Origin of the sequence: Rhodococcus sp. AG1013 (assembly GCF_003350365.1) — a bacterium.
In the GTDB taxonomy this organism is placed as follows: Bacteria; Actinomycetota; Actinomycetes; order Mycobacteriales; family Mycobacteriaceae; genus Prescottella.
Map to the genome: position 1 here is coordinate 119,590 of NZ_QQAT01000004.1, position 25,414 is coordinate 145,003.

Sequence of the window (25,414 nt, forward strand, 5' to 3'; positions counted from 1 at the left end):
GCGCGAATTGCGGTCTGTGCACGCGATGCCTTCAGTGGATTCGGTCGTCGGTTTCGGAACTCCGGTGACAACGAGGATTCTGCGCCGGCGATGCGTGCGAACAGGTCGCGTGTGAACAGACAAGGAAGTCGATTCTCCAGTGTCAGAGCAGAACGTAGTGGTGAAGACCGATGTAGTGCTCGTGGGTGCGGGCATCATGAGCGCGACGCTCGGCGCGATCCTGCGTCAGGTGCAGCCGGACTGGTCGATCACCACCTTCGAACGACTCGACGCCGCTGCCGCCGAGAGCAGCGACCCGTGGAACAACGCGGGTACCGGCCACTCCGCACTGTGTGAGCTCAACTACACGCCTGCGAAGTCCGACGGCACCGTCGACATCACCAAGGCGATCAACGTCAACGAGCAGTTCCAGGTCTCCCGCCAGTTCTGGTCGTACGCCGTGGACAACGGGATCCTCACCGATCCCAAGGAGTTCATCAACCCGATCCCGCACGTGAGCTTCGTGCACGGCGCGGACAACGTGAAGTACCTGCGTGCGCGCTATGAGGCACTGGCGAGCCATCCCTTGTTCGCCGGTATGGAGTACTCCGAGTCCGAGGACTTCTTCACCGAGCGCCTGCCGCTGATGGCCAAGGGCCGCGACTTCTCCGATCCGGTCGCACTGAACTGGACCGAGTCCGGTACCGACGTCGACTTCGGCGCGCTCACCAAGCAGCTGCTCAACCACGTCGCGTCCTCGGGTGGCACCGTCCACTTCGGTCACGAGGTCCGCAACCTCACCAAGCAGTCCGACGGCAGCTGGATCGTCAAGGTCGAGAACCTGCGCACCCGCGCCAAGAAGACCGTCAACGCCAAGTTCGTGTTCGTCGGCGCCGGCGGCGGCGCTCTGCACCTGCTGCAGAAGTCGGGCATCAAGGAGGCCAAGGGCTTCGGTGGCTTCCCGGTCAGCGGCCAGTTCCTGCGCTGCACCAACCCCGAGCTGATCGACCAGCACCGGGCCAAGGTGTACGGCAAGGCGGCTGTCGGTGCCCCTCCGATGTCGGTGCCGCACCTCGACACCCGCGTCATCAACGGCAAGCCGGGTCTGCTGTTCGGCCCCTACGCCGGCTGGTCGCCCAAGTTCCTCAAGCAGGGCAAGATCACCGACCTGCCCGGCTCGGTCAAGCCCAACAACCTGATGTCGATGCTCGGTGTCGGTCTCACCGAGATGAGCCTCACCAAGTACCTCATCGGTGAGCTCATGCAGTCGCCCGCCGACCGGATCGGCACCCTCGGCGAGTTCGTGCCGAAGGCCATCGGCAAGGACTGGGAGCTCATCACCGCCGGCCAGCGCGTCCAGGTGATCCGCAAGAAGGGCAAGGGCGGCGTCCTCGAGTTCGGCACCGCCGTCGTCAACGCCGAGGACGGCACCATCGCCGGCCTGCTCGGTGCCTCGCCCGGCGCGTCCACCGCCGTTCCGGCCATGCTCGACGTCCTGCAGCGCTGCTTCCCGCGCGAGTTCGAGGCGTGGAAGCCGACGCTGCAGCAGATGGTCCCGTCGCTGGGCCAGAAGCTGTCCGACAACGTGGACCTGTTCCAGCAGGTCTGGGACTGGAGCACCCGCTCGCTGCAGCTCGGCGGCGCGTCCGACTCCGTCCCGGCTCAGGCGGCTCCGGTCGTCGAATCCGCGTCCGTCTGACGATCGCTCACCCACCGCGGCCCGGAGGCAACTCCGGGCCGCGGCTGTGTGTCGACCTCAGGTGTGCGGCTGTGTGTCGCCCGCAGGTGTGCGGCGACGTGCCACCGGGGTCCGCACGGTAGTGTGCTGCTGAGAAACGTCTGCGGGGAAGTCCTGTGAGAATCAGGCGCGGTCCCGCCACTGTGACGGTGTTCGATCCGAACCACCCGAAGCCAGAATGCCGCAACGTTTCGCACCGCCAAGCTCTCGGCGAGGAAACCGAGACGTGAAGGGATTCGATCGTTGCGTCACAGTCATGACCTGGCCGCTCACGAGCCTGCCGGCTTCCCGTTCAGTGCCGTCGTCGGACAGGACCGGCTGCGCCTGGCGCTGATCCTGTGCGCCGTCCACCCCGGCGTCGGCGGGGTGCTGGTCCGCGGGGAGAAGGGCACCGCGAAGTCGACCGTTGTGCGCGCGCTCACGGCGCTGCTGCCCGAGATCGAGCAGGTGGGGGAGCGCCGCCGGGCACGCCTCGTCGAGCTCCCGGTCGGTGCCACCGAGGACCGCGTCGTCGGATCGCTCGATCTCGAGAAGGTGCTCCGCGACGGCGAGCGCGCCTTCCAGCCAGGACTGCTGGCCGACGCGCACCAGGGCGTGCTGTACGTCGACGAGGTCAACCTCCTGCACGACCACCTGGTGGACGTGCTGCTCGACGCCGCTGCGATGGGCCGTGTCCACATCGAACGCGACGGCGTCTCGCACTCGCACCCGGCCAAGTTCGTGCTCGTCGGCACCATGAACCCCGAGGAGGGGGAGCTGCGCCCGCAGCTGCTGGACCGGTTCGGCCTCGCAGTGGACGTGGCCGCGTCCCGGGACGTCGACGTGCGCATGGACGTGGTGCGCCGCCGCCTCGACTACGAGCGCGACCCCGACGCCTTCGCCGCCCGCTACGCCGAGCAGGACGCGGAGCTGGCCCGGCAGATCGCCGCGGCCCGCGCTCGCATCGACGACATCGAGCTGTCCGACGGAGAACTGCGTCGGATCGCGTCGCTGTGCGCGTCGTTCGACGTCGACGGAATGCGAGCCGATCTGGTCCTCGCACGCACCGCCACCGCTCATGCCGCCTGGCGGGGCGCGGACGCTGTCGCCGAGGAGGACGTGCGCGTGGCCGCGGAACTCGTTCTGCCGCACCGTCGTCGGCGCGACCCCTTCGACGAGCCGGGCCTCGACCAACAGCAGCTCGACGACGCGATGACGCAGGCCGACGCCGACGTCAAGGCGCACGACGAGCCCGACCCCGACCCCGATCCCGATCCGGACGGGCCCGGCGGCGGCGAGTCCCCGTCGGATCCGGCGCCGCAGTCGCCGTCCGGCGAATCCGAAGGGGAATCACGCGAACAGGATTCGCCCGCTCCGGGATCCGGACCGGGGACCGGTCGCAACGCCGGCACCCCCGGCCCGCAGTTCCGGACCCGCATGCTCGAGATTCCCGGCGTCGGCGACGGCGCCCCCGGCCGGCGGTCCCGTTCCCGCTCGACCCGGGGCCGCACCGTCCGGACGACGACCGAGTCCGGTCACGGCCTGCACCTGGTGGGGACGCTGTTCGCCGCCGCCGAACACCAGGCGGACCGCGGGCGGTGCGACGGTCCGATGCGGCTGGCGCCCAGTGACATTCGGGGAGCGATCCGGGAAGGTCGCGAGGGCAACCTGGTGCTGTTCGTCGTCGACGCGTCCGGCTCGATGGCCGCCCGGGACCGCCTGTCCGCGGTCACCGGTGCGGTGGTGTCGTTGCTGCGCGACGCCTACCAGCGGCGCGACAAGGTCTCAGTGATCACCGTCCGCGGCCGCGACGCGGAGCTGGTCTTGCCGCCCACGTCGTCGGTGGACGTCGCGGTGCGGCGTCTGCGGTCGATGAAGACCGGCGGCAGAACCCCACTGGCGGAAGGCTTCCTGAGTGCCCGCGACGTCGTGTTGCGGGAACGGGTCCGCGATCCGCGCCGCCGCGCGCTGGTGGTGTCCCTGACCGACGGCCGCGCCACCGGCGGGCCGGACGCCGTGTCGCGGGCCAAGCGCGCCGCCGCGATGCTTGCGGACACCGGCGCCGCCTCGATCGTCGTGGACTGCGAGACAGGAATGGTCCGGCTCGGCCTGGCCGCCGAACTGGCCCGTGACCTGCGTGGCGGCTACGTGCGGCTCGCGGAGCTGTCGGCGCAGCAGGTCGCCGGTGTCGTCCGCGCCGCCGCCTGACCCGCCCGAACATCCGAGTCCGAGGAAGGGACTGCACATGCCCAAGGGCGTACCCGAGAACGTGCCCGTGGACGGGCTCACCACCCGTCAGCGCCGCAACCAGCCGGTGCTCGCCGTGCACACCGGACCCGGCAAGGGGAAATCCACCGCCGCCTTCGGCATGGCGCTGCGCGCCTGGAACCAGGGCTTCGACGTCGGTGTGTTCCAGTTCGTCAAGAGCGCGAAGTGGAAGGTGGGCGAGGAGGCTGCCTTCCGGGCGCTCGGCGAACTGCACGAGAGCAGCGGTGTCGGCGGCGCCGTGCAGTGGCACAAGATGGGCGAGGGCTGGTCGTGGACCCGCAAGCAGGGTTCCGAGGAGGACCACGCGGCCGCCGCGGCCGAGGGTTGGCAGGAGATCGCCCGTCGGCTCGCGGCCGAGACACACCGCTTCTACGTGCTCGACGAGTTCACCTACCCGCTCAAGTGGGGCTGGGTGGACGTCGACGAGGTGGTCGAGGTGTTGCGCAACCGGCCCGGCAACCAGCACGTCGTGATCACCGGCCGGGACGCCCCGCAGGCCCTGATCGACGCGGCCGACCTGGTCACCGAGATGACCAAGATCAAGCACCCCATGGACGCCGGCCGCAAGGGCCAGCGCGGCATCGAGTGGTGATCACCCCCAGCACCCCCGCCGTCGTCATCGCGGCACCGGCGTCCGGCAGCGGCAAGACGACCGTCGCGACCGGACTGGTCGGGGCGCTGCGGGCCGCCGGGGACCGGGTGGCTCCGTTCAAGGTGGGCCCCGACTACATCGATCCCGGCTACCACGCGCTCGCCGCGGGACGGCCCGGCCGAAACCTCGACCCGGTCCTGGTCGGCGCCGACCGGATCGGGCCGCTGTTCCGGCACGGCAGCGCCGACTGCGACATCGCCGTCGTCGAGGGCGTGATGGGCCTGTTCGACGGCAAGATCGACCCCGGATCGTCGGAACCGTCGGCGGAGGGGTCCACCGCGCAGGTGGCCGCCGCGCTGGGCGCGCCCGTCGTGCTGGTGATCGACGCCCGCGGACACAGCCAGAGCCTCGCCGCCGTCCTGCACGGCTTCTCGACGTACGACTCGGCGGTCCGGATCGGCGGGGTGATCCTCAACCGGGTCGGCAGCGCCCGGCACGAGCAGGTGCTGCGGCAGGCGTGCGAGCGAGTGGGCCTGCCGGTCCTCGGGTCGGTGCCCCGGCTGGCGGAACTCGAGGTGCCGTCGCGCCATCTCGGGCTGGTCCCGGCCGTGGAACACGGCAGGGCGGCGCTGGACGCCGTCGCCGCGATGACGGAACTGGCGGCGGCGCACCTGGACCTGATCGCCATCCGATCGCTCGCGCGCTCGTCGGTCGACACGCCCACCTGGGACCCGGCGAGCGAGGTCGGTCCGGTGGCCCCCGGCACGCGGCCGGTGATCGCGCTGGCCGGCGGTGTCGCGTTCACCTTCGGCTACGCCGAGCACCGCGAACTGCTCACGGCGGCGGGCGCCGACGTCGTCACCTTCGATCCGCTGCTCGACGAACTGCCCTCCGGTGCAACCGGTCTGGTGCTGCCCGGCGGATTCCCCGAGGAACATGCCGTGGCGCTGTCGTCGAATGCTGCACTGCTGCAGCAGGTTCGGCAGCTGGCCGCGGACGGCGCACCGATCCACGCCGAGTGCGCGGGGCTGCTGTACCTGGCCCGTAGCCTCGACGGGCATCCGATGGCCGGAGTGGTCGACGTCGACGCGCGGTTCGGCTCCCGGCTCACCCTCGGATACCGCGATGCCGTCGCGCTCACCGAGTCGACACTGTTCGCCGCCGGCACGCGGGTGACGGGCCACGAGTTCCACCGCACGTCGCTCACGACCGACACCGCCGACGGAACGGGCCCGGCGTGGGGGTGGCGCGCGTGGGACGCCGGCGCCACCCGCGAAGGGTTCGTCGGCGGGCCCGCCGGACCCGGAGGCTCCGCCGGCACGGTGCACGCGTCGTACCTGCACACCCATCCCGCCGGGAACCCGGAGTCCGTGCGCCGATTCGTCGAGGCCGCCCGTGGCTGACCGGGCCGGGTGGTGCGTCGGGGTCGGCGCGGGCAGCCGGGTGGGGGCGGCGGACATCGTCGCCGCCGTCCTGGACGTGTGCGGTGACGAACCGGTGCGCAGGCTGGCCACGCTCGACCGGAAGGTGACAGCCGACCCTTTCGTGGACGCCGCAGAGGTCCTCGGCGCGACGCTCGTCGGGTACACCGCCGATCGGCTCGCCGCGGTTCCGGTGCCGAATCCGGCGGACGCTGTGGCCGGGGCGGTGGGGACGCCGAGCGTCGCCGAGGCTGCCGCCGTCCTCGCCGCGGACGGCGGTCGCCTGGTCGTGTCGAAGCGGGTCACGAATGGCGTCACTGTCGCAGCTGCCCGTAGTGTTTCGTGATCTGTCGTATGAACAACAATCCGCAATTCGAGAACAGGGAGTACGCAGTGTCTGCTGCCGCCGGTGACGAGACCAGCTACCTGGTCGGACTCAACCTGACGGACCGTCGTGTCGTGGTGGTCGGGGGCGGCACCGTCGCGCAGCGCCGCCTCGGTCTGCTGATCGCGTCCGGGGCCCGAGTGCACCTCATCAGCCGCGCGGTCACCCCCGCGGTGGAGGGCATGGCCACCGCTGGGCAGATCACGCTCGAACTGCGCGACTACGTCGACGGCGACCTCGACGGCGCCTGGTACGCCATCGCGTGCACCGACGAGCCCGAGACCAACGCCGCGATCGTCGCGGAGGCCGAGCGCCGCCGCGTGTTCTGCGTGCGCGCCGACAGTGCCCGCGAGGGCACGGCCGTGACCCCGGCGACGGGAATGTTCGACGGCCTGAGCATCGGCGTCCTCGCCGGCGGCGCGCACCGGCGTTCCGCGGCCGTGCGGACGGCGCTGCTCGAGGCACTGCAGTCCGGCGCCGTCTCCGACACCGACGAGGCGCCCGCACCCGGCGTCGCGCTGGTCGGTGGGGGACCGGGCGACCCGGACCTCATCACCGTGCGTGGCCGACGGCTGCTCGCCCGTGCCGACGTCGTCGTCGCCGACCGCCTCGCCCCGCCGGAGTTGCTGGCCGAACTCGGTCCGCACGTCGAGGTGATCGACGCCGCGAAGATCCCGTACGGCCGCGCCATGGCGCAGGAGGCGATCAACGCCGCCCTGATCGAGGGCGCGAAGGCCGGCAAGTTCGTGGTCCGGCTCAAGGGCGGCGACCCGTACGTGTTCGGCCGCGGCTACGAGGAACTCGAGGCGTGCGCGGCCGCGGGTGTCCCGGTAACCGTCGTCCCCGGCATCACGAGCGCCATCTCGGTGCCGTCGGCGGCCGGGATCCCCGTCACACACCGCGGCGTCACACACGAGTTCGTCGTCGTCAGTGGACACGTCGCGCCCGACCATCCGGATTCGCTCGTCGACTGGTCCGCGCTCGCGAAGCTGCGCGGCACGATCGTGCTGCTCATGGCGGTCGAGCGGATCGAACAGTTCGCGACCGTCCTGGTCGCCGGCGGCCGGCCCGCCGACACCCCGGTCACCGTCATCCAGGAGGGCACGCTGCGCACCCAGCGGGTGCTGCGCGCCGACCTCGCGACCGTCGCGGCGCGTGTCCGGGAGGAGAACATCCGCCCGCCTGCGATCGTGGTCATCGGCACTGTGGCCGGGTTTTCCGCCGACGCTCGGTAACGTGAACTCTCGTGTCTGACTCCATCGTCGTGAAGTACCCCGTGACCACGCGGGCGTTCGGCCTCGCGATCGTCGTCCTCAGCGGAATGCAGCTGATGATGGTGCTCGACGGCACGGTCGCCTCGCTCGCGCTCGCCAAGATCCAGGAAGACCTGGGACTCAGCGATTCCGGTCGCAACTGGGTCATCACGTCGTACGCGCTGACCTACGGCGGGCTGATGCTGCTGGGCGGCAGGCTCGGCGACTCGTTCGGCCGCAAACGGGTGTTCATCGGCGGCGTCGCATTGTTCACGGTCACGTCGCTGCTGTGCGGACTCGCCGTCAACGAGGCCACGCTGGTTGTGGCGCGCGCACTCCAGGGCGTCGGCGCGGCGATCGCGTCACCGACCGCGCTGGCGCTGGTGGCCACAACGTTTGCGCCCGGCCCGGTCCGGAATCAGGCGATCGCGATCTTCGCGGCGATGACCGGCATCGGCTCGGTGCTGGGGCTGATCATCGGCGGTGCGCTCACCGAAGTGTCGTGGCGGTGGATCTTCCTCATCAACGTGCCGATCGGCCTGGTGATCCTGGTGTTCGCGTTCCGCGCGCTGGAGGAGACCAACGCCGAGCGCCTGAAGCTCGACGTGCCGGGCGCGATCCTGGCAACCCTCGGCTGTGCCGCCGTCGTCTTCGGGTTCACCGAGGGCCCCGAGATGGGCTGGGGCAGCCCCCTCGTACTCACCGGGCTGATCGGCGGCGTGGTCCTGCTGGGCGCCTTCCTCGCGGTCGAGCGCCGTGCGGAGAACCCGCTGCTGCCGTTCTCGCTGTTCCGCAACCGCAGTCGGGTCGCGACCTTCGTCTCCATCGCCCTCGTCGGCATGGTGATGTTCTCGCTGGCGCCGTTCGTCGCGCTGTTCGTCCAGGACATCCTCGGCTACACGCCGCTGCGCGCGGGCCTCGCGTTCGTGCCGTTCGCGTTCGGCCTCGGTGCCGCCGCGTTCGTTGCGTCGAAGCTCGCGGTGAAGGTGCAGGCGCGCTGGCTGGTGGTGACCGGCACCCTCATCACGTTCGTCGGCCTGCTTTACGGATCGACGCTCGACGCGTCCGCGACCTATGTCGGCAACATGTTCTTGCTCGTCGTCGGAGTCGGCTTCGGCGTCGGTCTCGCGGTGGTGCCGCTGCCGCTGTGTGCGATCGCCGGCGTCGGCCCGCAAGAGATCGGCCCGCTGGCCGCGATCGCGCAGGTCGCGCAGACGCTGTTCGGCCCGGTCGGTCTGGCGATCGTCGGCGCGATGGCCACGTCCAAGACCCTCTCGCTCGGCGGCACCTCGGGTGTGGCCGCGGACATGACGTCGGATCAGCTGTTCGCACTGAGCGAGGGCTACACGTTCGCGCTGCTGGGCTGCGCCATCTTCGCGCTCCTGGCGGCGCTGACCGCGCTGTTCATCCGGTTCACCCCCAAGCAGGTGGCGCAGGCCCAGGCCGCGGAGAAGGCCGCGCAGGAGGCATAGAAGGCCGCGGGTCGGCCGTGCGCGGGCCGGCGGCGTCGGGATCCATCCGGGACACACGGGTGCGCTGTGCCCGAAATGTCCTGGCTGAACGGGCCGCCGCCCCGTAACGTGCCCTCGGTGCTGCTGACACTGACTGCTACCGCCACAGACGGCGTCCCGGACGCCTCGGACCTCGGCTACCTGCTGCACAAGCATCCCGATCGGGTGCAGACGTTCGAGTTGTCCGTGGGCACCGCGACGGTGCTGTACCCGGAGTCGACCCGGGCGCGGTGCACCGCGGCGCTGCTGCTCGACGTCGATCCCATCGAACTCGCGCGCAGCAAGTTCCGCCGCGGCAGCGACGGATTCGCGCTGGGCCAGTATGTGAACGACCGGCCGTATGCCGGGTCGTCGATGCTGGCGGTTGCCCTGTCACGGGTATTCAAGTCGGCGTTGGCAGGCGTCTGCAAGACACATCCGGAGCTTGTCGACGCCGCGATGCCGCTGCAGATCACGATTCCGGCGATGCCCGCTCGTGGCGGGGCAGATCTGCCCGGCCGACTGTTCGGCCCGCTCGGCTGGGACGTGACTTCGATCCCGCTGCCCCTCGACGAGACGATTCCGCGGTGGGGCGACGCGGACTACGTGCGCCTCGAGCTGGCGGGAACCACGACACTGTCGGCGGCTCTGCGTCACCTGTACGTGCTGCTGCCGGTGCTCGACGACGTCAAGCACTACTGGGTGGGCGAGGACGAGGCGGACAAGCTGGTGCGGGTGGCCGGCGAATGGCTCGCCGGGCACCCCGAGACCGGACTGATCGCGTCGCGGTACCTCGCACACCGCCGAGAACTGGTGTCGTCGGTCGTCGATCGACTGACCGACGATGTGGCAGGGCAGGACGCCGACGCGCCCGCACCCGACACGAGCCTCGCGCAACTACGCCAGGACGCGGTGCTGACGACCCTCGAGAACCTGGGTGCAGCACGAGTGGTGGATCTGGGCTGCGGGGAGGGTCGACTGCTGCGGGCCCTGCTCGCCCGACCGTCGTTCACCAGGATCGTCGGCGTCGATGTCAGCGACCGCGCACTCCGCAAGGCCGAGAGCAGGCTCGGCGTCGACGAACTGCCGGACGGTCAGCGGGACCGTGTCGCGGTGCTGCAGTCCTCGGCCACCTACCGCGACGCGCGGCTTCGTGGCTTCGACGCGGTGGTGCTGATGGAGGTCGTCGAGCACGTCGACGAGTCGCGCTTGCCCGCCCTCGTGCAATCGGTCTTCGGTGACATGCGGCCGCGGGTGGTACTGGTGACGACACCCAACGCGGAGTGCAACGTGCTCTACCCGAACCTCGAGGCGGGCGCGTTCCGGCATCCGGATCACCGGTTCGAATACACCCGAACACAATTCGAGACCTGGGCGGCCGACGGCGCCGCCACGCATGGCTACGACGTGAGTTTCACCGGGATCGGCGAGCACGACGAGACCCACGGCGCGCCCACCCAGATGGCCGTATTCACCCGAAAGGAGGGCTCGTAGATGAGTGTCCTCGAGATTCCCGAACCGTCCTTGGTCGTGCTCGTCGGGATCAGTGGATCCGGCAAGTCTTCGTTCGCTGCCCGGCATTTCGGCCCCTACGAGGTGATCTCCAGTGATCACTGCCGGGGGCTCGTCAGCGACGACCCGAACGCGCAGGCCGCGACGGCCGACGCGTTCGAGGTGCTCGAGTTCATCGCGGCCAAGCGTCTGCGTGCGGGCAAACTGACCGTCGTCGACGCCACGAGTGTTCAACCGGCGGCGCGGAAGAAGCTGGTCGACCTCGCCCGCAGCCACGACACTCTTCCCGTGGCGATCGTCATGAACGTCCCGGAGCCCGTCTGTGCCGAACGCAACGCGGCGCGCGGGGACCGAGCCTTCGATCGCGCCGTGCTGCGCCGTCAGCACCAGCAACTGAGCCGTTCGTTGCGCGGGTTCTCCCGTGAGGGATTCCGGGTCGCGCACGTGCTCGACGGCGTCGACGCCGTCGAGTCGGCCCGGATCGTCCGACAGCCGCTGCGCAGCGACCGCCGCGACCTGACCGGACCGTTCGACGTGATCGGTGACATCCACGGTTGCCTCGGTGAGCTCGAAACACTGCTGGGTGCGCTGGGGTACACGGTGCTCCGCGATGACCTGGGTCGGGCGGTGGACGCGGTTCCGCCGGCCGGCCGGACCGCGGTCTTCGTGGGCGACTACGTCGACCGGGGACCCGACTCTCCCGGTGTGCTCCGGTTGGTGATGGGGATGGTCGGCGCCGGTCATGCGCTCGGCGTGCCCGGAAACCACGAGAACAAACTGGTCAAAGCGTTGCGCGGTAGGAAGGTCAGCGCCACGCACGGTCTCGAGCGCACTCTCGAGCAGCTGGCCGGCGAGCCCGAGGAGTTCCGCAGACAGGTCGCGGACTTCTGCGACGGGCTGGTCGCGCACCTCGTTCTCGACGGGGGACGCCTGGTCGTCGCGCACGCCGGGCTCAAGGAGGAATACCACAACCGCGCGTCGGGCCGGGTGCGCAGCTTCGCACTGTACGGCGAGACCACCGGGGAGACGGACGAGTTCGGGCTTCCGGTGCGCTATCCCTGGGCCGAGGACTATCGGGGTGAGGCAATTGTGCTCTATGGGCACACACCCGTGCCGGACGTGCGTTGGGTCAACCGCACCGCCTGCCTCGACACCGGATGCGTCTTCGGCGGCGCGCTCACCGCAATGAGATACCCGGAACGCGAAGTGGTGTCGGTGCCCGCCGAGCGGCAGTGGTACCGACCGGTGAAGCCGATCCACCAGCCCACCTCGGATCCGCAGGCCCTCGACATCGACGACATCCTTCGGGCCGGGGGAGTGGAGACGTCGACTCGCGGGCGGATCTCGGTTCGCCCGGAGAATGCGGCGGGCGCACTCGAGGTGATGAGCCGCTACGCGGTGGACCCGCGGTGGCTCACCTACCTTCCGTCGACGATGTCGCCGTGCGCGGCGTCCACACTCCCGGGACTGCTCGAGCACCCTGCTGAGGCCTTCGCTGCCTATCGAAAGGCGAAGGTGGACAAGGTGATCTGTGAAGAGAAGCACATGGGTTCGCGCGCTGTGGCGCTGGTGTGCCGTGATGCCTCCGTCGCCGCGGAGCGTTTCGGTGTCGGCGACGGGCTGTCGGGGATGGTGCACACCCGCACCGGTCGGCGCATGTTCGGAGAGACGCAGACCGAGTTGCTGGTCGCCAAGGTCGCGGATGCCGTCGGGGCCGCCGGGCTGTGGGACGAACTCGGCACCGACTGGCTGCTGCTCGACACCGAACTGCTGCCGTGGTCGGCGAAGTCGGAGGAGCTGCTGCGGTCGCAGTACGCGGCCGTTGGTGCGGCCGCGTCCGCGGACCTGTCCGCGCGCGTGGCGGTGCTCGATGCCGCGTCCGGGCGGGGACTCGATGTCGGTGCTCTGCTGGCCGTGACCAGGTCCCGAGCCGACGACGTCGAGCGCTACGTCGAGGCGTACCGGAGATACGTGTGGCCGACGGACGGGCTCGACGGCGTGCGGCTCGCGCCGTTCCAGTTGCTCGCGACCGAAGGGGCGAGCTACGGCGACCGTGACCACGGTTGGCACCTCGAGGTCGCCGATCGACTCGCCGACGTCGCGCCCACGCTGTTCACGACGACGCGGCGACTGGTCGTGGACACGACAGTGCCCGAATCGGAGGAGTCAGGCGTTGCCTGGTGGGAGGAGCTGACCGCAGCGGGCGGGGAGGGAATGGTGGTCAAGCCGTTCCACAACCAGAGTGGTGGCGGACGCGTGCAGCCGGGCATCAAGGTGCGGGGACGCGAGTATCTGCGGCTGATCTACGGCCCGCACTACACCGAGCCGGAGAACCTGGCCCGACTGCGGAATCGGAGCCTGGGCCACAAGCAATCGATGGCGTTGCGCGAGCACGCGCTCGGAATGGAGGCGATCGACCGGCTGATCAAGGCCGAGTCGCTGTGGCGGATCCATCAGGCGGTGTTCGCCGTCCTCGCGCTCGAGTCGGAGCCGGTGGACCCGCGGTTGTAGGTCGAGCCGACTAGGTCAGGATGATCAGTTCGCCGTCGGAGGCGGTCTCGACGGTGAGACCGGCCTTCGACGCGACGCGGGCGACACCTTTGATGTCGGTCGGCTCGGCGCGCGAGACGATCAGTGCCCGCGCGAGCAGGCCCTTGTGGTGCTTGTTGAAGTGGCTCACCACTTTTCGGGAGCCGTCCGGCTGCTCGGTGAGTACGGTCGCGATGATCGCACCCGGCACCGGGCCCAGCTGCTGGTAGGTGCCCGAGCGCAGATCCACCACCAGTCCGCCGGCCGCCTCGGCGACCAGGGCGTCGGAGAGTTCCGGCTTCCACAGCGACTGCAGCGTCCCGAAGCCGGGCAGCTTGGATCCGCCGGACAGCCGGTACGCGGGAATCGGGTCCCCGGCCCGCACCGCACCGAACAGCGCCGAGCCCATCCCGAGCCGGCGATACGCCTTCTCCCGCTGCACCTTCGTGAAGGACGTCGCATCGAGTGCGTCGAACAACACTCCCGTGTAGCGCTCGAGCGCGGGCCGGGTGGCGGAGACCCACAGCTTGGCGTTGCGCTCGATCTCGTCGGCCTGCTTCGGGCCCAGTCCCAACGCCAGATTCGAAGCCTCGGTGTCCTCCGCCAGGTCGACGAGCGCTTGGACGAGCAACTCGCGCGTCTCGGTCAGCTGCGGCATCGACAGCTCGCTGAGATCGAGCGGCGCGCCCTTGCCGCCGTCGGACTTGGTTTCGGAAGGGGGAAGCAGGACAAGCACGAACGCCAACGCTACCGGGCGGCCGCGGCGCCGACGCTCGCGGCGTGCGGATCTGAGTCGCGAACCGTCGGGCACACGAAACAGGTCTGGCCTCCGCTCCGGGGAGCGAAGGCCAGACCTCAGTTGTTCTGCGGGTTCAGCTCGGGTGCGACGACCTCAGGAGCGACGACCTCAGGAGCGACGACGCAGTGCCGTCACGGCCAGGCCGGCAGCGATGACGCCACCAATGGCCAGCGGAGCGACCGGCGGGCCCTCACCGGCGTCGGACTGGACGCTGGCGACGTTCTGGATCTCGGGAGCATCGACGACCGGTGCGGAAACCGGTGCGGCAGCAGGCGCCGTGAAGGTGATCGGGGTCTTGGTGTCCTGGCTGCGGTCCGTGGAGCCATGGGCCATGACGGTGTAGATCGAGCACGCGTTCACGAAGCAGTTCGAGACGCCGTTGACGGCGGTCGCGTTGATGGTGGCGGTCCAGGCACCGCCCACGATCTGACCTTTGGTGATGAATCCGGTGGTGATCCACGCGCCGGCGTTGGTGGTCGAGAACTGGTCGTCTTGGACGATGCCGTAGTACAGGCCGGTGCCGGCCGCGGCACCTTCGAAGCCGGTGCCCGAGACGGTGATCGTCTCGCCGACAGTCAGGTTGGTGGTCTTGTTCGCGGTCACCGCGGGTCCGGTGGGCACGACGACCGGCGGCGCGAAGGTGACCGGCGTCTGGGTGTCCTGGCTACGGTCGTCGATCGTGTTGTGATCGGCGAGCGTGAAGATCGAGCACGCGTTCTCGTAGCAGTTCGCGTCACCCTTGATCGCGGTGGCCTTCAGCGTGGTGGTGAAGCCGCCGTCCACGATCTGGGCGGCCTTGATCCACTCGGTGGAGTGGAAGGCGCTGCTGTTGGTGCCGGAGTACTTGTCGACCTGGGCGAGACCGACGTAGATGCCCTGGCCCTCGCGGCCGAAGCCGGTGCCGGTGACGGTGATCTCCTCGTCGTTCGTCAGACCGGTCGTCTTCGAGACCGTCACGGCAGGGCCGGCCGGCACGACGACGGGCGCCGCGAAACTCACCGGGGTCTGGGTGTCCTGGGTGCGGTCGGGCGAGCCGTGTGCGGCGACGGTGTAGATGGAGCAGGTGTTCTCGAGGCAGTTCGAGTGGCCCTTGACGGCGGCGACGTCGATGTCGGCGGTCCAGGCGCCGCCCACGATGTCGGTTGCCTCGAGCCACTTGGTGGTCATCCAGGCGGTGGAGTCGGTGGCGGAGTACTTGCTGTCCTGGATGAGGCCGACGTAGATGCCGGCGCCGGCGCCGGAGAAGCCGCTGCCCGTGACGGTGATGGTCTCACCGTCGGCGACGAGGTCGGTGGCCTTCGACAGCGACACCAGTGGCGTCACCTCGCCGGGTTCCTCGGTTCCCGGGTCGCTGGAGCCGAGGCTGCCCAGCGAGCCGAACGGGCTGGTCTGCGCTGCGGCGACGCCCAGCGGCATCGTGCAGGCGACCGTGGTGGCAACCGCCACGATCGCGGACTTTGTGAACGCGCGCATTTTCCCTACTTTCTGATGTGGGTCGCCGGAACGCGGCGAAGATTAGGCAAAGCTCGCCTTAGTTGAATTCGCGGTAAAGGGGTAGCCGGAAGCAGATTTCAGGGCCGCGGATGTTCGCATGTAGCCAGTTCAGGGCACGTTCAGGTGAGGGGCATCCGGTTCGGATGCCCCTCACACGAAAAGGGGTGGCGCTAGGTGCGGCGGCGCAGTGCGAACGTCGCTGCCACTGCAATTCCGGCTCCGGCGACGCCACCGATGAGCAGTGGCAGGATCCAGGCGGTGCCGTCGGTGAACGCGTCCGACAGATTGCGGATCGCCGAGGAGGCGGTGTTCGAGTTGTCCGAGGAGGTCGTGCCTCCGTCGTTCGAGCCGCCGTCTGCACCCGCCGCCAGTGCTGCTTCTTCGGCCTTGTCGGCGTTGGGTGCGTTCGGGTCGTCGCCGAAGCTGACGGGAGTCTGCGTGTCCTGGCTGCGGTCGCTCGAGCCGTGAGCCGCGATCGTGTAGATCGAGCACGCGTTCTTGGTGCAGTCCGAGTCGCCCTTGACGGCCTGCACCTTCATGGTGGTCGACCAGGCGCCGTCCTTGATCCTGCTCGGCGTGATGAACGCCGTGGTCATCCAGGCGCCGGCGTCAGTGGTGGAGAACTTGTTCTCCTGGATCAGGCCGACGTAGATGCCGGGTTGCGCACCGGAGAATCCGGTGCCCGAGATGGTGATCTCGTCGCCCTCGACCTTGAGTCCCTTGGCCTTCGACAGCGTCACGGCCACGGTCTTCGCGGCGCCGGGAGCGCCGGCGGCATTCAGCACCGGAGGCGCCGTGACGGTGCCCGGTGCGACTCCGCCGACGAAGCTCACCGGGGTCTTGGTGTCCTGGCTGCGGTCCGAGGAGCCGTGGGCAATGACGGTGTAGATCGAGCACGCATTCTTGATGCAGTCGAAGGCGCCCTGGGTAGCGATCATTTCCACGGGGAGGGACCAATTGCCACCGGAGATCTGCTCCGGCTTGATGAACGCCGAGGTCATCCAGACCGACGCGTCGGCGGCCGAGAAGACGTTGTCCTGCACGAGGCCGACGTAGAGGCCCGGAGCGGCGCCGGAGAAGCCGGAGCCGGAAACCGTGACGGTCTCACCCGACGGGTTGATACCGCTCGACTTCGAGAGCGACACCGACAAACTGCTGTTCGCCGTGAACGTTTCGCCGGGCGCAGCGCCGGCCGCGCCGCCACCAGCAGCCCCGCCGGTCCCGGCTCCGACGCCGCCACCACCGCCACCACCGGTGACCGGGGGTGCGGTGCCGACGAAGCTGATGGAGGTCTTGGTGTCCTGGCTGCGGTCACTCGAGCCGTGCGCGGCGAGCGTGTAGAGGGCACACTTGTCGGCGATGCAGTCGCCGCCCTCGAATGCGCCGATGACGTCGATACTCGTCGAGAACGAACCACCCGGCATTTCGGACGGCTTGATGAACTTCGGCTTGTAGAAGACCGAAGCGTCGGTGGACGAGTACTTGTTCGTCTGCGCGATGCCGACGTAGATACCCATGCCGGAAGTCGAGAACCCGCTGCCGCGGACATTGATCGTGTCACCGGCGGCATTGAGTCCGCTCGTCTTGCTCGCGTTGACCCGGGGGCCGCTGCCCGTGACCGGAGGCGTCGTCGGCTTGGTGGTCGTGGTCGGCGGCGGCGTGGTGGTCGTCGGCTTGGTGGTGGTGGTCGTCGTCGGCGGTGTCGTGGTGGTCGTCGGAGTGACTGCGGCAAAGGACACGGGGGTCTCGGTGTCCTGGCTGCGGTCGGCGGAGCCGTGCGCGGCGACGGTGTAGATCGAGCACGCGTTCTGGGTGCAGTCCGAGTCGCCCTTGACGGCTACGACATCGACGGTGGTGCTCCAGGAGCCGCTCTTGATGTCGGCTGCCTTGATCCACGCGGTGGTTATCCATGCGCCGGCGTCGGTGGCCGAGAACTTGTCGTCCTGGACGAGGCCGACGTAGATGCCGGGTTGTGCGCCGGAGAAGCCGGTGCCCGAGACGGTGATGGTCTCACCGTCGACCAGGCCGGTCTTCTTCGAGACGGTCGTGACCGGAGTGCCGGAGGTGGTCTTGACCACCGGAGCGCCGGCCACGGTCGTGATCACCGGAGTGCTGGCGGCGGTCGTGACCGGGGTGGTGGTGGCGGCGGTCGTGACCGGGGTGCTGGAAATGGCTTGGGCGGCAGCGTCGCTGCCGTCTGGGGTATCGGGAGTAGCAATGGCGATGCCCACCGGCGTCGTCAATGCCAAGGCGACCGCCATGGTCGCGAACGCAGCCCTGCTGAACGCGCGCATCTTCCTTCTTCCTGGTCACGGCCGCAGTCCACGGCGCCATAGGGCGGACAGACCTCGAGTGAGGTTAGCCTATGTTGGCCTAGGCGAGCCTAAGCTACATCACTTTTCGTGATTTTGGTGAGCCAGGATTTCGGGTCGGGTTCGTAGCCGACGGATTTCGGTCCCCGGAGGAGACGGCGGACGAGCGCTCTGCCGGCCGTGAGTGGCGGACGGCTAGGGCGTCGCGGATCCGGGCGTTTGGATCTGCACGGCCAGCCAGGGCAGCGCGTCGGCGAAGCCCTGTGCCGCGAACTGCCAGGTGTGACGACCGTTCGATGTGTGCACCTCGCAGGAGATCCCGACCGACGACGCGGTGGCACACAGTTGCTCGGCCGCACCGGTCTCGCCGGCATCGTGGGTGTCGTCGTGGCCACCCGTTCCGTCCATCCCCGGACTCGGCGCCGGCGCGGGGCCGGACAGGTTCGCGCCCTGTCGCGGCGGTACGTCGCTGTCCTGGAACCAGCCCGAGATCCCTTGGTACAGCCTGTGTTCGGTCATCGCCTTCGTCGGATCGAACCGGTCCCGCAGCGCGGTGTCGCCGCCGTACAGGCGGTCCAGGGTCTGCTCGTCGGTGCCGGCGGTCGGGGCGACGTCTCCCGCGATGTCCTCGAAGGTGCTGAACAGGTCCGGATGCATCACGATGAGATCGACCGCGCACGTGCCACCCATCGACCAGCCCACGACACCCCAGTTTTCGGGGTTTGCCGATGCACCGAACGTGGACACGACGTACGGGCGGACGTCGTCGACCAGGTGGGATGCCGAGTTTCCTCGCGGGCCGTCGACACATTCGGTGTCGTTGTTGAAGCTGCCGCCGGCATCGACGAACACGAGGATCGGGGCCTGGCCGCCGTGTGCCTGCGCATAGGCGTCGACGGTGTCGACGGCGCCGCCGGTCCGCAGCCAATCCGCAGCAGTGTTGAACTCGCCGCCGACCATCATGATGACCGGCAACGCGGGAGGCGTGTCGCCGGCGAACCACGCCGGCGGCAGATACACGTACTCGGTCCGATGCTTGAAACCGCTCGCGGCGTCGGGGACGTCGACCGGCACCACCTTCCCCGTCGACATGGTCGTGTTTCGAAGGACAGGGAGGTCCGCGGCATCCACCTGATCCGGGACCGGGCCGGCCGTCGCCGCGCCCCACGCGGTCTGCACGGTGGGGTAGTAGCCCACCCACTGGTTCAACGTCAGCGCCACACACGCGAAGGTCGACGGGATCAGAACGATCGACAGGCCGCGTCGCCACCAGCGGGTTCCCCGCCACCCGAGCACCGCGATCGCGATCGCGGCGACGAACACCGCCGACCACGCCCACAGCTGGATCGGTGCCGGATCCGACGCCAGCCCCTGCTGTCCGACGAACCAGTGCGCGGTCGCCGCGGCCGCCACGCCCAGCGCCGCGGCGACCGGCACCCACAGCAGCCACCAGCGCCTGCTGCGGCGGACCAGGACGGCAATCAACACGACGACGCTGACAATCTCCACCGTCAGTGGAAGCCAGCCGCCCAGCAGCGATACGCCGCTGCGGTAACCGCCCTGCGCAGCCACCCCGGCGGCCGGAGCGGCCGCGAGAAGGGGGGAGACCACGGAGTCCACCTACCCAGTGTGCGACGCGAACCTGGCAACCGGCTGTGCCCTCGATCGGTCTCGCACGCTCAACCGACTAGGCTGCTACACCGTGATCACCCGCATGTCGCACCTGTTCCTCCGTACCCTCCGCGACGACCCGGCCGACGCCGAGGTCGCCAGCCACAAGCTGCTGGTCCGTGCCGGCTACGTGCGGCGTATCGCGCCAGGCGTGTACTCGTGGCTGCCTCTGGGTCTGCGGGTGCTGCGCGAGGTGGAGCGCGTGGTCCGCGAGGAGATGAACGCGATGGGTGCGCAGGAGATCCTGCTGCCCGCGCTGCTGCCGCGCGATCCCTACGAGACGTCGAACCGCTGGACCGAGTACGGCGCAAGCCTGTTCCGCCTCCAGGACCGCAAGGGCAACGACTACATGCTCGGCCCCACCCACGAGGAGCTCTTCGCGCTCACCGTGAAGGGCGAATACAACTCGTACAAGGACTTCCCGGTCACCCTGTACCAGGTGCAGACCAAGTACCGCGACGAGGAGCGTCCCCGCGCCGGCATCCTGCGCGGCCGCGAGTTCGTGATGAAGGACTCGTACTCGTTCGACCTCACCGACGAGGGCCTGACGGCGTCCTACCAGGCGCACCGCGACACCTACGAGCGGATCCTGTCCCGGCTCGGCGTCAAGTACGTCATCGTGTCCGCCACGTCGGGCGCGATGGGTGGCAGCGCGTCGGAGGAGTTCCTGGCCGAGAGCGAGATCGGCGAGGACACCTACGTCCGCTGCATCGAGTCCGGCTACGCCGCCAACGTCGAGGCCGTCAAGACCCTGGCTCCCGCGCCGATCCCGTTCGACGGGCTGCCGGCCGCCGAGGTTCGTGACACCCCCGGCACCGAGACCATCGACACCCTCGTCGAGTGGGCCAACGGCGCCGACCTCGGCAAGACCGTGACCGCCGCGGACACGCTGAAGAACATCATGGTGAAGACCCGCGTGCCCGGCGGCGAGTGGGAACTGCTCGCGATCGGCATCCCCGGCGACCGCGAGGTGGACGAGAAGCGCCTCGAGGCTGCGCTCGAGCCGGCCGAGTACGTGCTCATCACCGAGACCGATTTCAAGAACAACCCGTTCCTCGTCAAGGGCTACATCGGCCCGAAGGCGCTGCAGGAGAACGGTGTCCGCTACCTCGTCGACCCCCGCGTCGTGGACGGCACCAGCTGGATCACCGGCGCCGACGAGGAGGGCAAGCACTACGTGGGCCTGGTCGCCGGACGCGACTTCACCCCGGACGGCACCATCGAGGCCGCCGAGGTGCGCGACGGCGATCCGTCGCCCGACGGCGCCGGTGCACTGGTCGCCGCCCGTGGTATCGAGGTCGGTCACGTGTTCCAGCTGGGCCGCAAGTACACCGACGTGTTCAATGTCGACGTGCTTGGCGAGAACGGTAAGCCTGTCCGCCCCACCATGGGCTCGTACGGCATCGGCGTCTCGCGTCTCGTCGCGGTCATCGCCGAGCAGCATCACGACGACAAGGGCCTGCGCTGGCCCGCCGAGGTCACCCCGTTCGACGTGCACCTGGTCATCGCGAACAAGGACGACGCGGCCCGCGAGGGCGCCGAGGCGCTGGCCGCCGAGCTGGACAAGGCCCGCGTCGAGGTCCTGTTCGACGACCGCAAGGCGTCGCCGGGCGTGAAGTTCAAGGACTCCGAGCTGATCGGCATCCCGCTGGTCGTGGTCGTGGGTCGCGGCTTCGCCGAGGGCAACGTGGAACTGCGCGACCGCTTCACCGGCGAATCCCGCGAGGTCCCCGTCGAGGGCGCGCTCGGGGAGATCCTCACCGCGATCCGCGGCTGACGAAGCTCCGCGTACCGCCACCGCGGCACGTTTGATCAGTGGCCGCCCACCCCTGACCGGGGTGGGCGGCCACTCGTATACATTCGGCCGACGGACAGCTCGAGGGGGGCATGGTGCTGATCGGAACGTGTGCAGTACTGCTCGGCGTCGCATTTCATCTTCTGGAGGCGTGGTTCTCGGCCCGTCAGGAACTCGGCCGTCCGATGTCGGCTGCCGATGGTCGACCTCCGGGGCGGCGATCTCGGTGGACGCGCCGCTTGCAGACCACCGGATGGGTACTGAGAATCATCGGCGCGCTCGCGTTCGGCGATGCCACGCGGGAATCGCCAGGTGTGAGCATCGCCGTCGTCGTGGCAGTGCTCGTACTGGTCAACGGGGTACCGAGTCTGATCGTGAGCTTGTTCCATCCGCGCACGGCGTGTGGGTGATCTAGTTCGATTGGCCCCCGGCCCGCGGGCCGTCACGCCGACTGCCATCGGTGAGTCCGTTCGGATCAGCGCTTGATCCGGGCGTCGTACTCGGCGCGTCCGGCGTCGACGTCCAGGAACACCCGCTCGAGTCCGGTCGCCCGCCGCAACAGGCGGGCGACCGGTCGCGGGAACAGCGGCCACAGCAGCGCACCGGACAGGCGTCCCGGCACGACGGCCCGGCGGCGACCGGTCCGCAGGATCTGCACGACTGCCTGCGCGACCTGTTCCGGCCGGATCGGGGCGATCAACCGTCCGGGATGAGTACCGGCGAGCAGCCCGGTGCTCGTGAACGTCGGCAGCACCGTGCCGACCCGCACCCCGTGCGCGGCCAGTTCGGCGTCGGCGGCGTCGCCGAAGCACAGCACCGCGGCCTTGGTGGCGTTGTAGGCGGCCATGCCCGGAGCCGGGATGCATCCGGCGATCGAGGCGATGTTGACGATCCGGCCGCCGCCGGATGCCCTCATCGCCCGTCCCGCGGCGCGGGTGCCGTGCACCACCCCGCGCAGGTTGACGTCCACCACGGTGTCGACGATCGCGTCGTCCTGCTCGAGCAGTGGGCCGAGCGGCATGACGCCGGCGTTGTTGATCCAGCCCCACGGGGGACCGAGGGTCGACCGCACACGGGCGAGGAAGGACTCGACCGAACGGGGATCGGTGACGTCGAGGACCGCACCGAAGACGCCGACGGCGTCGGCGGTGCGCCGCACCTCGGCCTCGTCGATGTCGCCGATCGCGACCAGTGCGCCGGCGTCGCGCAGCGCCGTTGCGGTCGCCCTCCCGATGCCCCGCGCTCCGCCGGTCACCACGACGACGCGACCGGTGATGTCGGTTCTTCTCACGAGTGGCTCTCCTTCAGTTCGTCGAGCGTGCGGCGCAACACTTTTCCCGACGATCCGCGGGTCCGCGCGTCGACGAACACGACGTCGCGGGGCATCCGGGATCGGGGGAGTTCGGCTGGGAGATAGTCGCGGACGGCCTGCTCGTCGAGGCCCTGCTCGCACACCAGGTACGCCCGCAGGCGCTGCCCGAAGTCGGCGTCGGGGACGGGGGCGACCACGGCATCGGTGACGGCCGGGTGCGCCAGCAACACCACCTCGACCTCCTCGGGGAAGACGTTCTCGCCCCCGGAGACGATCATCGCGTCGGAGCGGCCCGCGACGTGGAGTCGGCCCGCCGCGTCGAGGTGGCCGCGGTCGCCGGTGTCGAGGAAGCCGTCGGCGTCGCTCTTGCGGGTGCCGTCGGTGTAGGTCTCGATCTGGCCCGGGGTGCGCACCAGAATCCGGCCCTCGGCGCCGGGTGGGACCGGACCGTCGTCGGTGTCGGCGATGCGAACTATGTTGCCGCGCGGGGGAACCCCCGCGCAGTCGGGCGCTACGGCGAGGTCGGCGGGTGTCGCGATGCTGATGTACGCCGCCTCGGTCGAGCCGTACAGGTTGTGCAGCACCGGGCCCCACGCGTCGGTGACCTGCGCGACGAGGGAAGCGTCCAGTCGTGCGCCGCCGCTCGCGACGATCCGCAGCGCGGACAGGTCGGCCTCCGGCATCGCGTCCACCACACCGAGCAGTCGGCGCAGCATCGTCGGCACCGCGATCAGGGCGGCGCAGCGGTGGGTATGCAGGTCGCGTAGCGCCTGGACGGCGTCGAATCGTCGCCGCAGCACCAGCGTGGACCCGAGGGTCAGCGTCAGCGTCGCGACCAGTAGACCCCAGCCATGGAAGATCGGCGCCGCCACCAGGACTCGTTCGTCGCCGCGCAGCGGGATCTTCGACAGCAGACCCGCCGGCAGCAACAGCGTCGGCGAATCCCCGCGCGGTGCGCCCTTCGGCGTCCCGCTGGTGCCGCTGGTCAGGATCACCAGCGACGGCGGCCGCGGCGGCCGCGGCGGCCTGGGCGACAGGGTGTCCGGGGCGCCGGTCAGGAGAGCCGACAGCGACCCCTCCGTGTCCGGATCCTCGGTCCACGCGCACCAGCGCGGGCCGTCGAATCCCTCTACGACCGGGGTGAACTCCTCGTCGTGGATCACCGCGTCGAGGCGCTCCCGCGCGGCCACTTCGGTGACCTGACGGCGCCCGAAGTCGGAGTTGAGCAGCACCACACGGGCTCCGGCGGCCGACGCCGCGCACAGCGCGACGACGGCGTCGGCGTGGTTGCGGCACAGGATGCCCACCTCGTCGACGATGTGCATGGCTCGCCTCATGCTCGGTGCCGCACTGCGAGCAGGGCGCGGGTGCCGGCGTTCATCGCGGCCAGCAGGGGCCCGCGGAGTCGGTCGGGGTAGGCGGTCGCGACGCGTTGGGTGGTGACCGTCTGCGGTTCGGTGTAGCGGACGATGCCCTCGCGACCGTGTCGGCGCCCGGTCCCGCTGGTGCGCATGCCGCCCATCGGGGCGCCCAGTGACGCGATCGCGGACAGGTAGCCGTCGTTGACGTTCACCGAACCGGCCACCACCTGGGCGGCGATCCGGCGTCCGCGCCGCACGTCGCGGGTCCACACGCTCGCGCTCAGTCCGTACTCGCCCTCGTTGGCCCGACGGACCGCCTCCACCTCGGACGCCACGGGGTAGACGGAGACGACCGGACCGAAGGTTTCCTCGGCGTGGACCGCCATCTCGGCCGTCACGCCGGTGAGGACGGTCGGCTCGTGGAACAGCGGGCCGAGATCGGGGCGTGCCCGGCCGCCGGTCACGGCGGTCGCGCCCTTCGCGAGAGCGTCCGCGACATGCTTCTCGGTGGCCTCCAGCTGGCGGCGGGACGTCAGCGAACCCATGTCCACGTCGTAGCCGTACCCGGCGCCGATCCGAAGCCGCTCGGTGCGCGTGACCAGTTCGCGCACGAACCGGTCGAACACGCTCTCGTGCACGTAGATCCGCTCGATGCCGATGCACATCTGCCCGGCGTTGGAGAACGCCGCCTGCACCGCGCCGCGCACGGCGGCCGCGAGATCCGCGTCGGCGCACACGATCATCGGGTTCTTCCCGCCCAGCTCGAGCGAGGCCCCGATCAGTCGGTCCGCGCAGCGCCGGGCGATCTCCCGGCCGGTTGCGGTGGACCCGGTGAAGCTCACGTAGTCCACCTCGGCCACCAGCGCGGGCCCGATGCGGCTGCCGGGACCGGCCACCACCTGCCACACCGCCTCCGGCGCCCCGGCCCGAATCGCCAGGTGGCGGGCGTAGAGCAGCGTGAGCGGTGCCTGCGAGTCGGCCTTGCTGAGCACCGCATTGCCGGCGAGCAGCGCGGGGATCACATCGCCGACGGCCAGGAACAGCGGGTAGTTCCACGGCGCGATCACCCCGACCAGGCCCTTGGGCCGGTAGCCGACGCGGGCGGAGACCAGTCCCGGCACCGCGCCCCGGACGCGACGTTCGCCCAGATAGCGGGTGCTGTGGGCGGCGTAGTGCAGCGCGGTGGCGACGACGCCCTGCACCTCGACGGCGGTATGCACGCGGGCCTTGCCGGTCTCCCACTGCATGAGGTCGCACAGGCTGTCGTGGTGGTCGACGAGCAGACGCGCGAAGCGCGCCGCGATCGCCTGCCGGTCCCGGACCGGCCGGGCCGCCCAACCCGGCTGCGCTGCCCGGCCCACGGCTGCGACGGCGGCCACCGATTCCGAGGACGTCTGCGGGACGGCGGGGAGCGGCTCGCCGGTGAACGGAACGGCGGCGCAGGAGAATTCGGAGGAGGTCGGCAGCTGGGCCAGCAGGCCCTCGTGCAGGGCGGTCAGCACGGCGCACCCGCGCGCGTGCGGA

Annotated in this window: 17 protein-coding genes and 1 riboswitch; of the genes, 10 read left to right on the forward strand and 7 right to left on the reverse strand. The window is 69.9% G+C overall.

Annotation, left to right across the window (positions count from 1 at the left end):
• Window positions 1-139 precede the first annotated feature (139 nt).
• The 9 genes from mqo (at window position 140) to DEU38_RS07630 (ending at window position 13,128) form a co-directional block, all read left to right on the forward strand.
• Window positions 140-1,678 (forward strand): malate dehydrogenase (quinone), encoded by a 1,539-nt coding sequence (gene mqo, locus DEU38_RS07590; RefSeq protein WP_181818698.1) that lies wholly within the window; start codon window positions 140-142, stop codon window positions 1,676-1,678.
• 145 nt (window positions 1,679-1,823) lie between these two features.
• Window positions 1,824-1,900, forward strand: a riboswitch (cobalamin riboswitch).
• 60 nt (window positions 1,901-1,960) lie between these two features.
• Window positions 1,961-3,904 (forward strand): magnesium chelatase subunit D family protein, encoded by a 1,944-nt coding sequence (locus DEU38_RS07595; RefSeq protein ID WP_258557698.1) that lies wholly within the window; start codon window positions 1,961-1,963, stop codon window positions 3,902-3,904.
• Window positions 3,905-3,941: 37 nt separating this feature from the next.
• Window positions 3,942-4,556: a cob(I)yrinic acid a,c-diamide adenosyltransferase gene (gene cobO, locus DEU38_RS07600; RefSeq protein ID WP_114719657.1), complete on the forward strand. Its 615-nt coding sequence runs from the start codon at window positions 3,942-3,944 to the stop codon at window positions 4,554-4,556.
• Window positions 4,553-5,959, forward strand: a complete 1,407-nt coding sequence (locus tag DEU38_RS07605) for a cobyrinate a,c-diamide synthase (RefSeq protein WP_397484423.1) — start codon at window positions 4,553-4,555, stop codon at window positions 5,957-5,959. Before cobO ends, DEU38_RS07605 begins: the two co-directional genes overlap by 4 nt.
• Window positions 5,952-6,323, forward strand: coding sequence for a cobalamin biosynthesis protein (locus DEU38_RS07610; RefSeq protein ID WP_114719661.1), 372 nt, complete (start codon window positions 5,952-5,954; stop codon window positions 6,321-6,323). Before DEU38_RS07605 ends, DEU38_RS07610 begins: the two co-directional genes overlap by 8 nt.
• A gap of 47 nt (window positions 6,324-6,370) precedes the next feature.
• Window positions 6,371-7,597: a uroporphyrinogen-III C-methyltransferase gene (gene cobA / locus DEU38_RS07615; protein ID WP_114720008.1), complete on the forward strand. Its 1,227-nt coding sequence runs from the start codon at window positions 6,371-6,373 to the stop codon at window positions 7,595-7,597.
• An 11-nt stretch (window positions 7,598-7,608) separates the two neighbouring features.
• The gene (locus tag DEU38_RS07620) at window positions 7,609-9,087 is read left to right on the forward strand and encodes a DHA2 family efflux MFS transporter permease subunit (protein ID WP_174909651.1); all 1,479 of its coding nucleotides are present in this window, start codon (window positions 7,609-7,611) and stop codon (window positions 9,085-9,087) included.
• Between the two features lie 117 nt (window positions 9,088-9,204).
• The gene (locus tag DEU38_RS07625; protein WP_254622894.1) at window positions 9,205-10,599 is read left to right on the forward strand and encodes a 3' terminal RNA ribose 2'-O-methyltransferase Hen1; all 1,395 of its coding nucleotides are present in this window, start codon (window positions 9,205-9,207) and stop codon (window positions 10,597-10,599) included.
• On the forward strand, window positions 10,600-13,128 hold the full coding sequence (locus tag DEU38_RS07630; protein ID WP_114719665.1) for a polynucleotide kinase-phosphatase: 2,529 nt from the start codon (window positions 10,600-10,602) through the stop codon (window positions 13,126-13,128).
• Between the two features lie 10 nt (window positions 13,129-13,138).
• Here the strand turns inward: DEU38_RS07630 and yaaA are convergent, their stop codons facing one another.
• The 4 genes from yaaA to DEU38_RS07650 form a co-directional block, all read right to left on the reverse strand.
• Entirely contained in the window at window positions 13,139-13,882 is a 744-nt protein-coding gene (yaaA, locus tag DEU38_RS07635; protein ID WP_114720012.1) for a peroxide stress protein YaaA, read from the reverse strand.
• 171 nt (window positions 13,883-14,053) lie between these two features.
• On the reverse strand, window positions 14,054-15,418 hold the full coding sequence (locus tag DEU38_RS07640; RefSeq protein ID WP_114719667.1) for a hypothetical protein: 1,365 nt from the start codon (window positions 15,416-15,418) through the stop codon (window positions 14,054-14,056).
• A gap of 191 nt (window positions 15,419-15,609) precedes the next feature.
• Window positions 15,610-17,733, reverse strand: coding sequence for a hypothetical protein (locus DEU38_RS07645; protein WP_258557699.1), 2,124 nt, complete (start codon window positions 17,731-17,733; stop codon window positions 15,610-15,612).
• Window positions 17,734-17,946: 213 nt separating this feature from the next.
• On the reverse strand, window positions 17,947-19,362 hold the full coding sequence (locus DEU38_RS07650) for an alpha/beta hydrolase family protein (RefSeq protein WP_258557700.1): 1,416 nt from the start codon (window positions 19,360-19,362) through the stop codon (window positions 17,947-17,949).
• 91 nt (window positions 19,363-19,453) lie between these two features.
• Here DEU38_RS07650 and DEU38_RS07655 point away from each other — a divergent pair, with 91 nt between their 5' ends.
• Window positions 19,454-21,199: a proline--tRNA ligase gene (locus tag DEU38_RS07655; RefSeq protein WP_114719669.1), complete on the forward strand. Its 1,746-nt coding sequence runs from the start codon at window positions 19,454-19,456 to the stop codon at window positions 21,197-21,199.
• Window positions 21,200-21,692: 493 nt separating this feature from the next.
• On the opposite strand, the gene DEU38_RS07665 is transcribed toward DEU38_RS07655, so the two are convergent.
• The 3 genes from DEU38_RS07665 to DEU38_RS07675 are packed head-to-tail and all read right to left on the reverse strand — an operon-like array spanning window position 21,693 to window position 25,392.
• Entirely contained in the window at window positions 21,693-22,508 is an 816-nt protein-coding gene (locus DEU38_RS07665) for an SDR family NAD(P)-dependent oxidoreductase (protein ID WP_114719673.1), read from the reverse strand.
• Window positions 22,505-23,854 carry an AMP-binding protein gene (locus tag DEU38_RS07670; protein ID WP_258557702.1) on the reverse strand — a complete coding sequence of 450 codons (1,350 nt, stop codon included), beginning with the start codon at window positions 23,852-23,854 and terminating at the stop codon, window positions 22,505-22,507. The genes DEU38_RS07665 and DEU38_RS07670 overlap by 4 nt, the downstream gene beginning before the upstream one ends.
• Window positions 23,855-23,862: 8 nt before the next feature.
• Window positions 23,863-25,392 carry a succinic semialdehyde dehydrogenase gene (locus tag DEU38_RS07675; RefSeq protein ID WP_114719678.1) on the reverse strand — a complete coding sequence of 510 codons (1,530 nt, stop codon included), beginning with the start codon at window positions 25,390-25,392 and terminating at the stop codon, window positions 23,863-23,865.
• Between the last annotated feature and the right edge of the window lie 22 nt (window positions 25,393-25,414).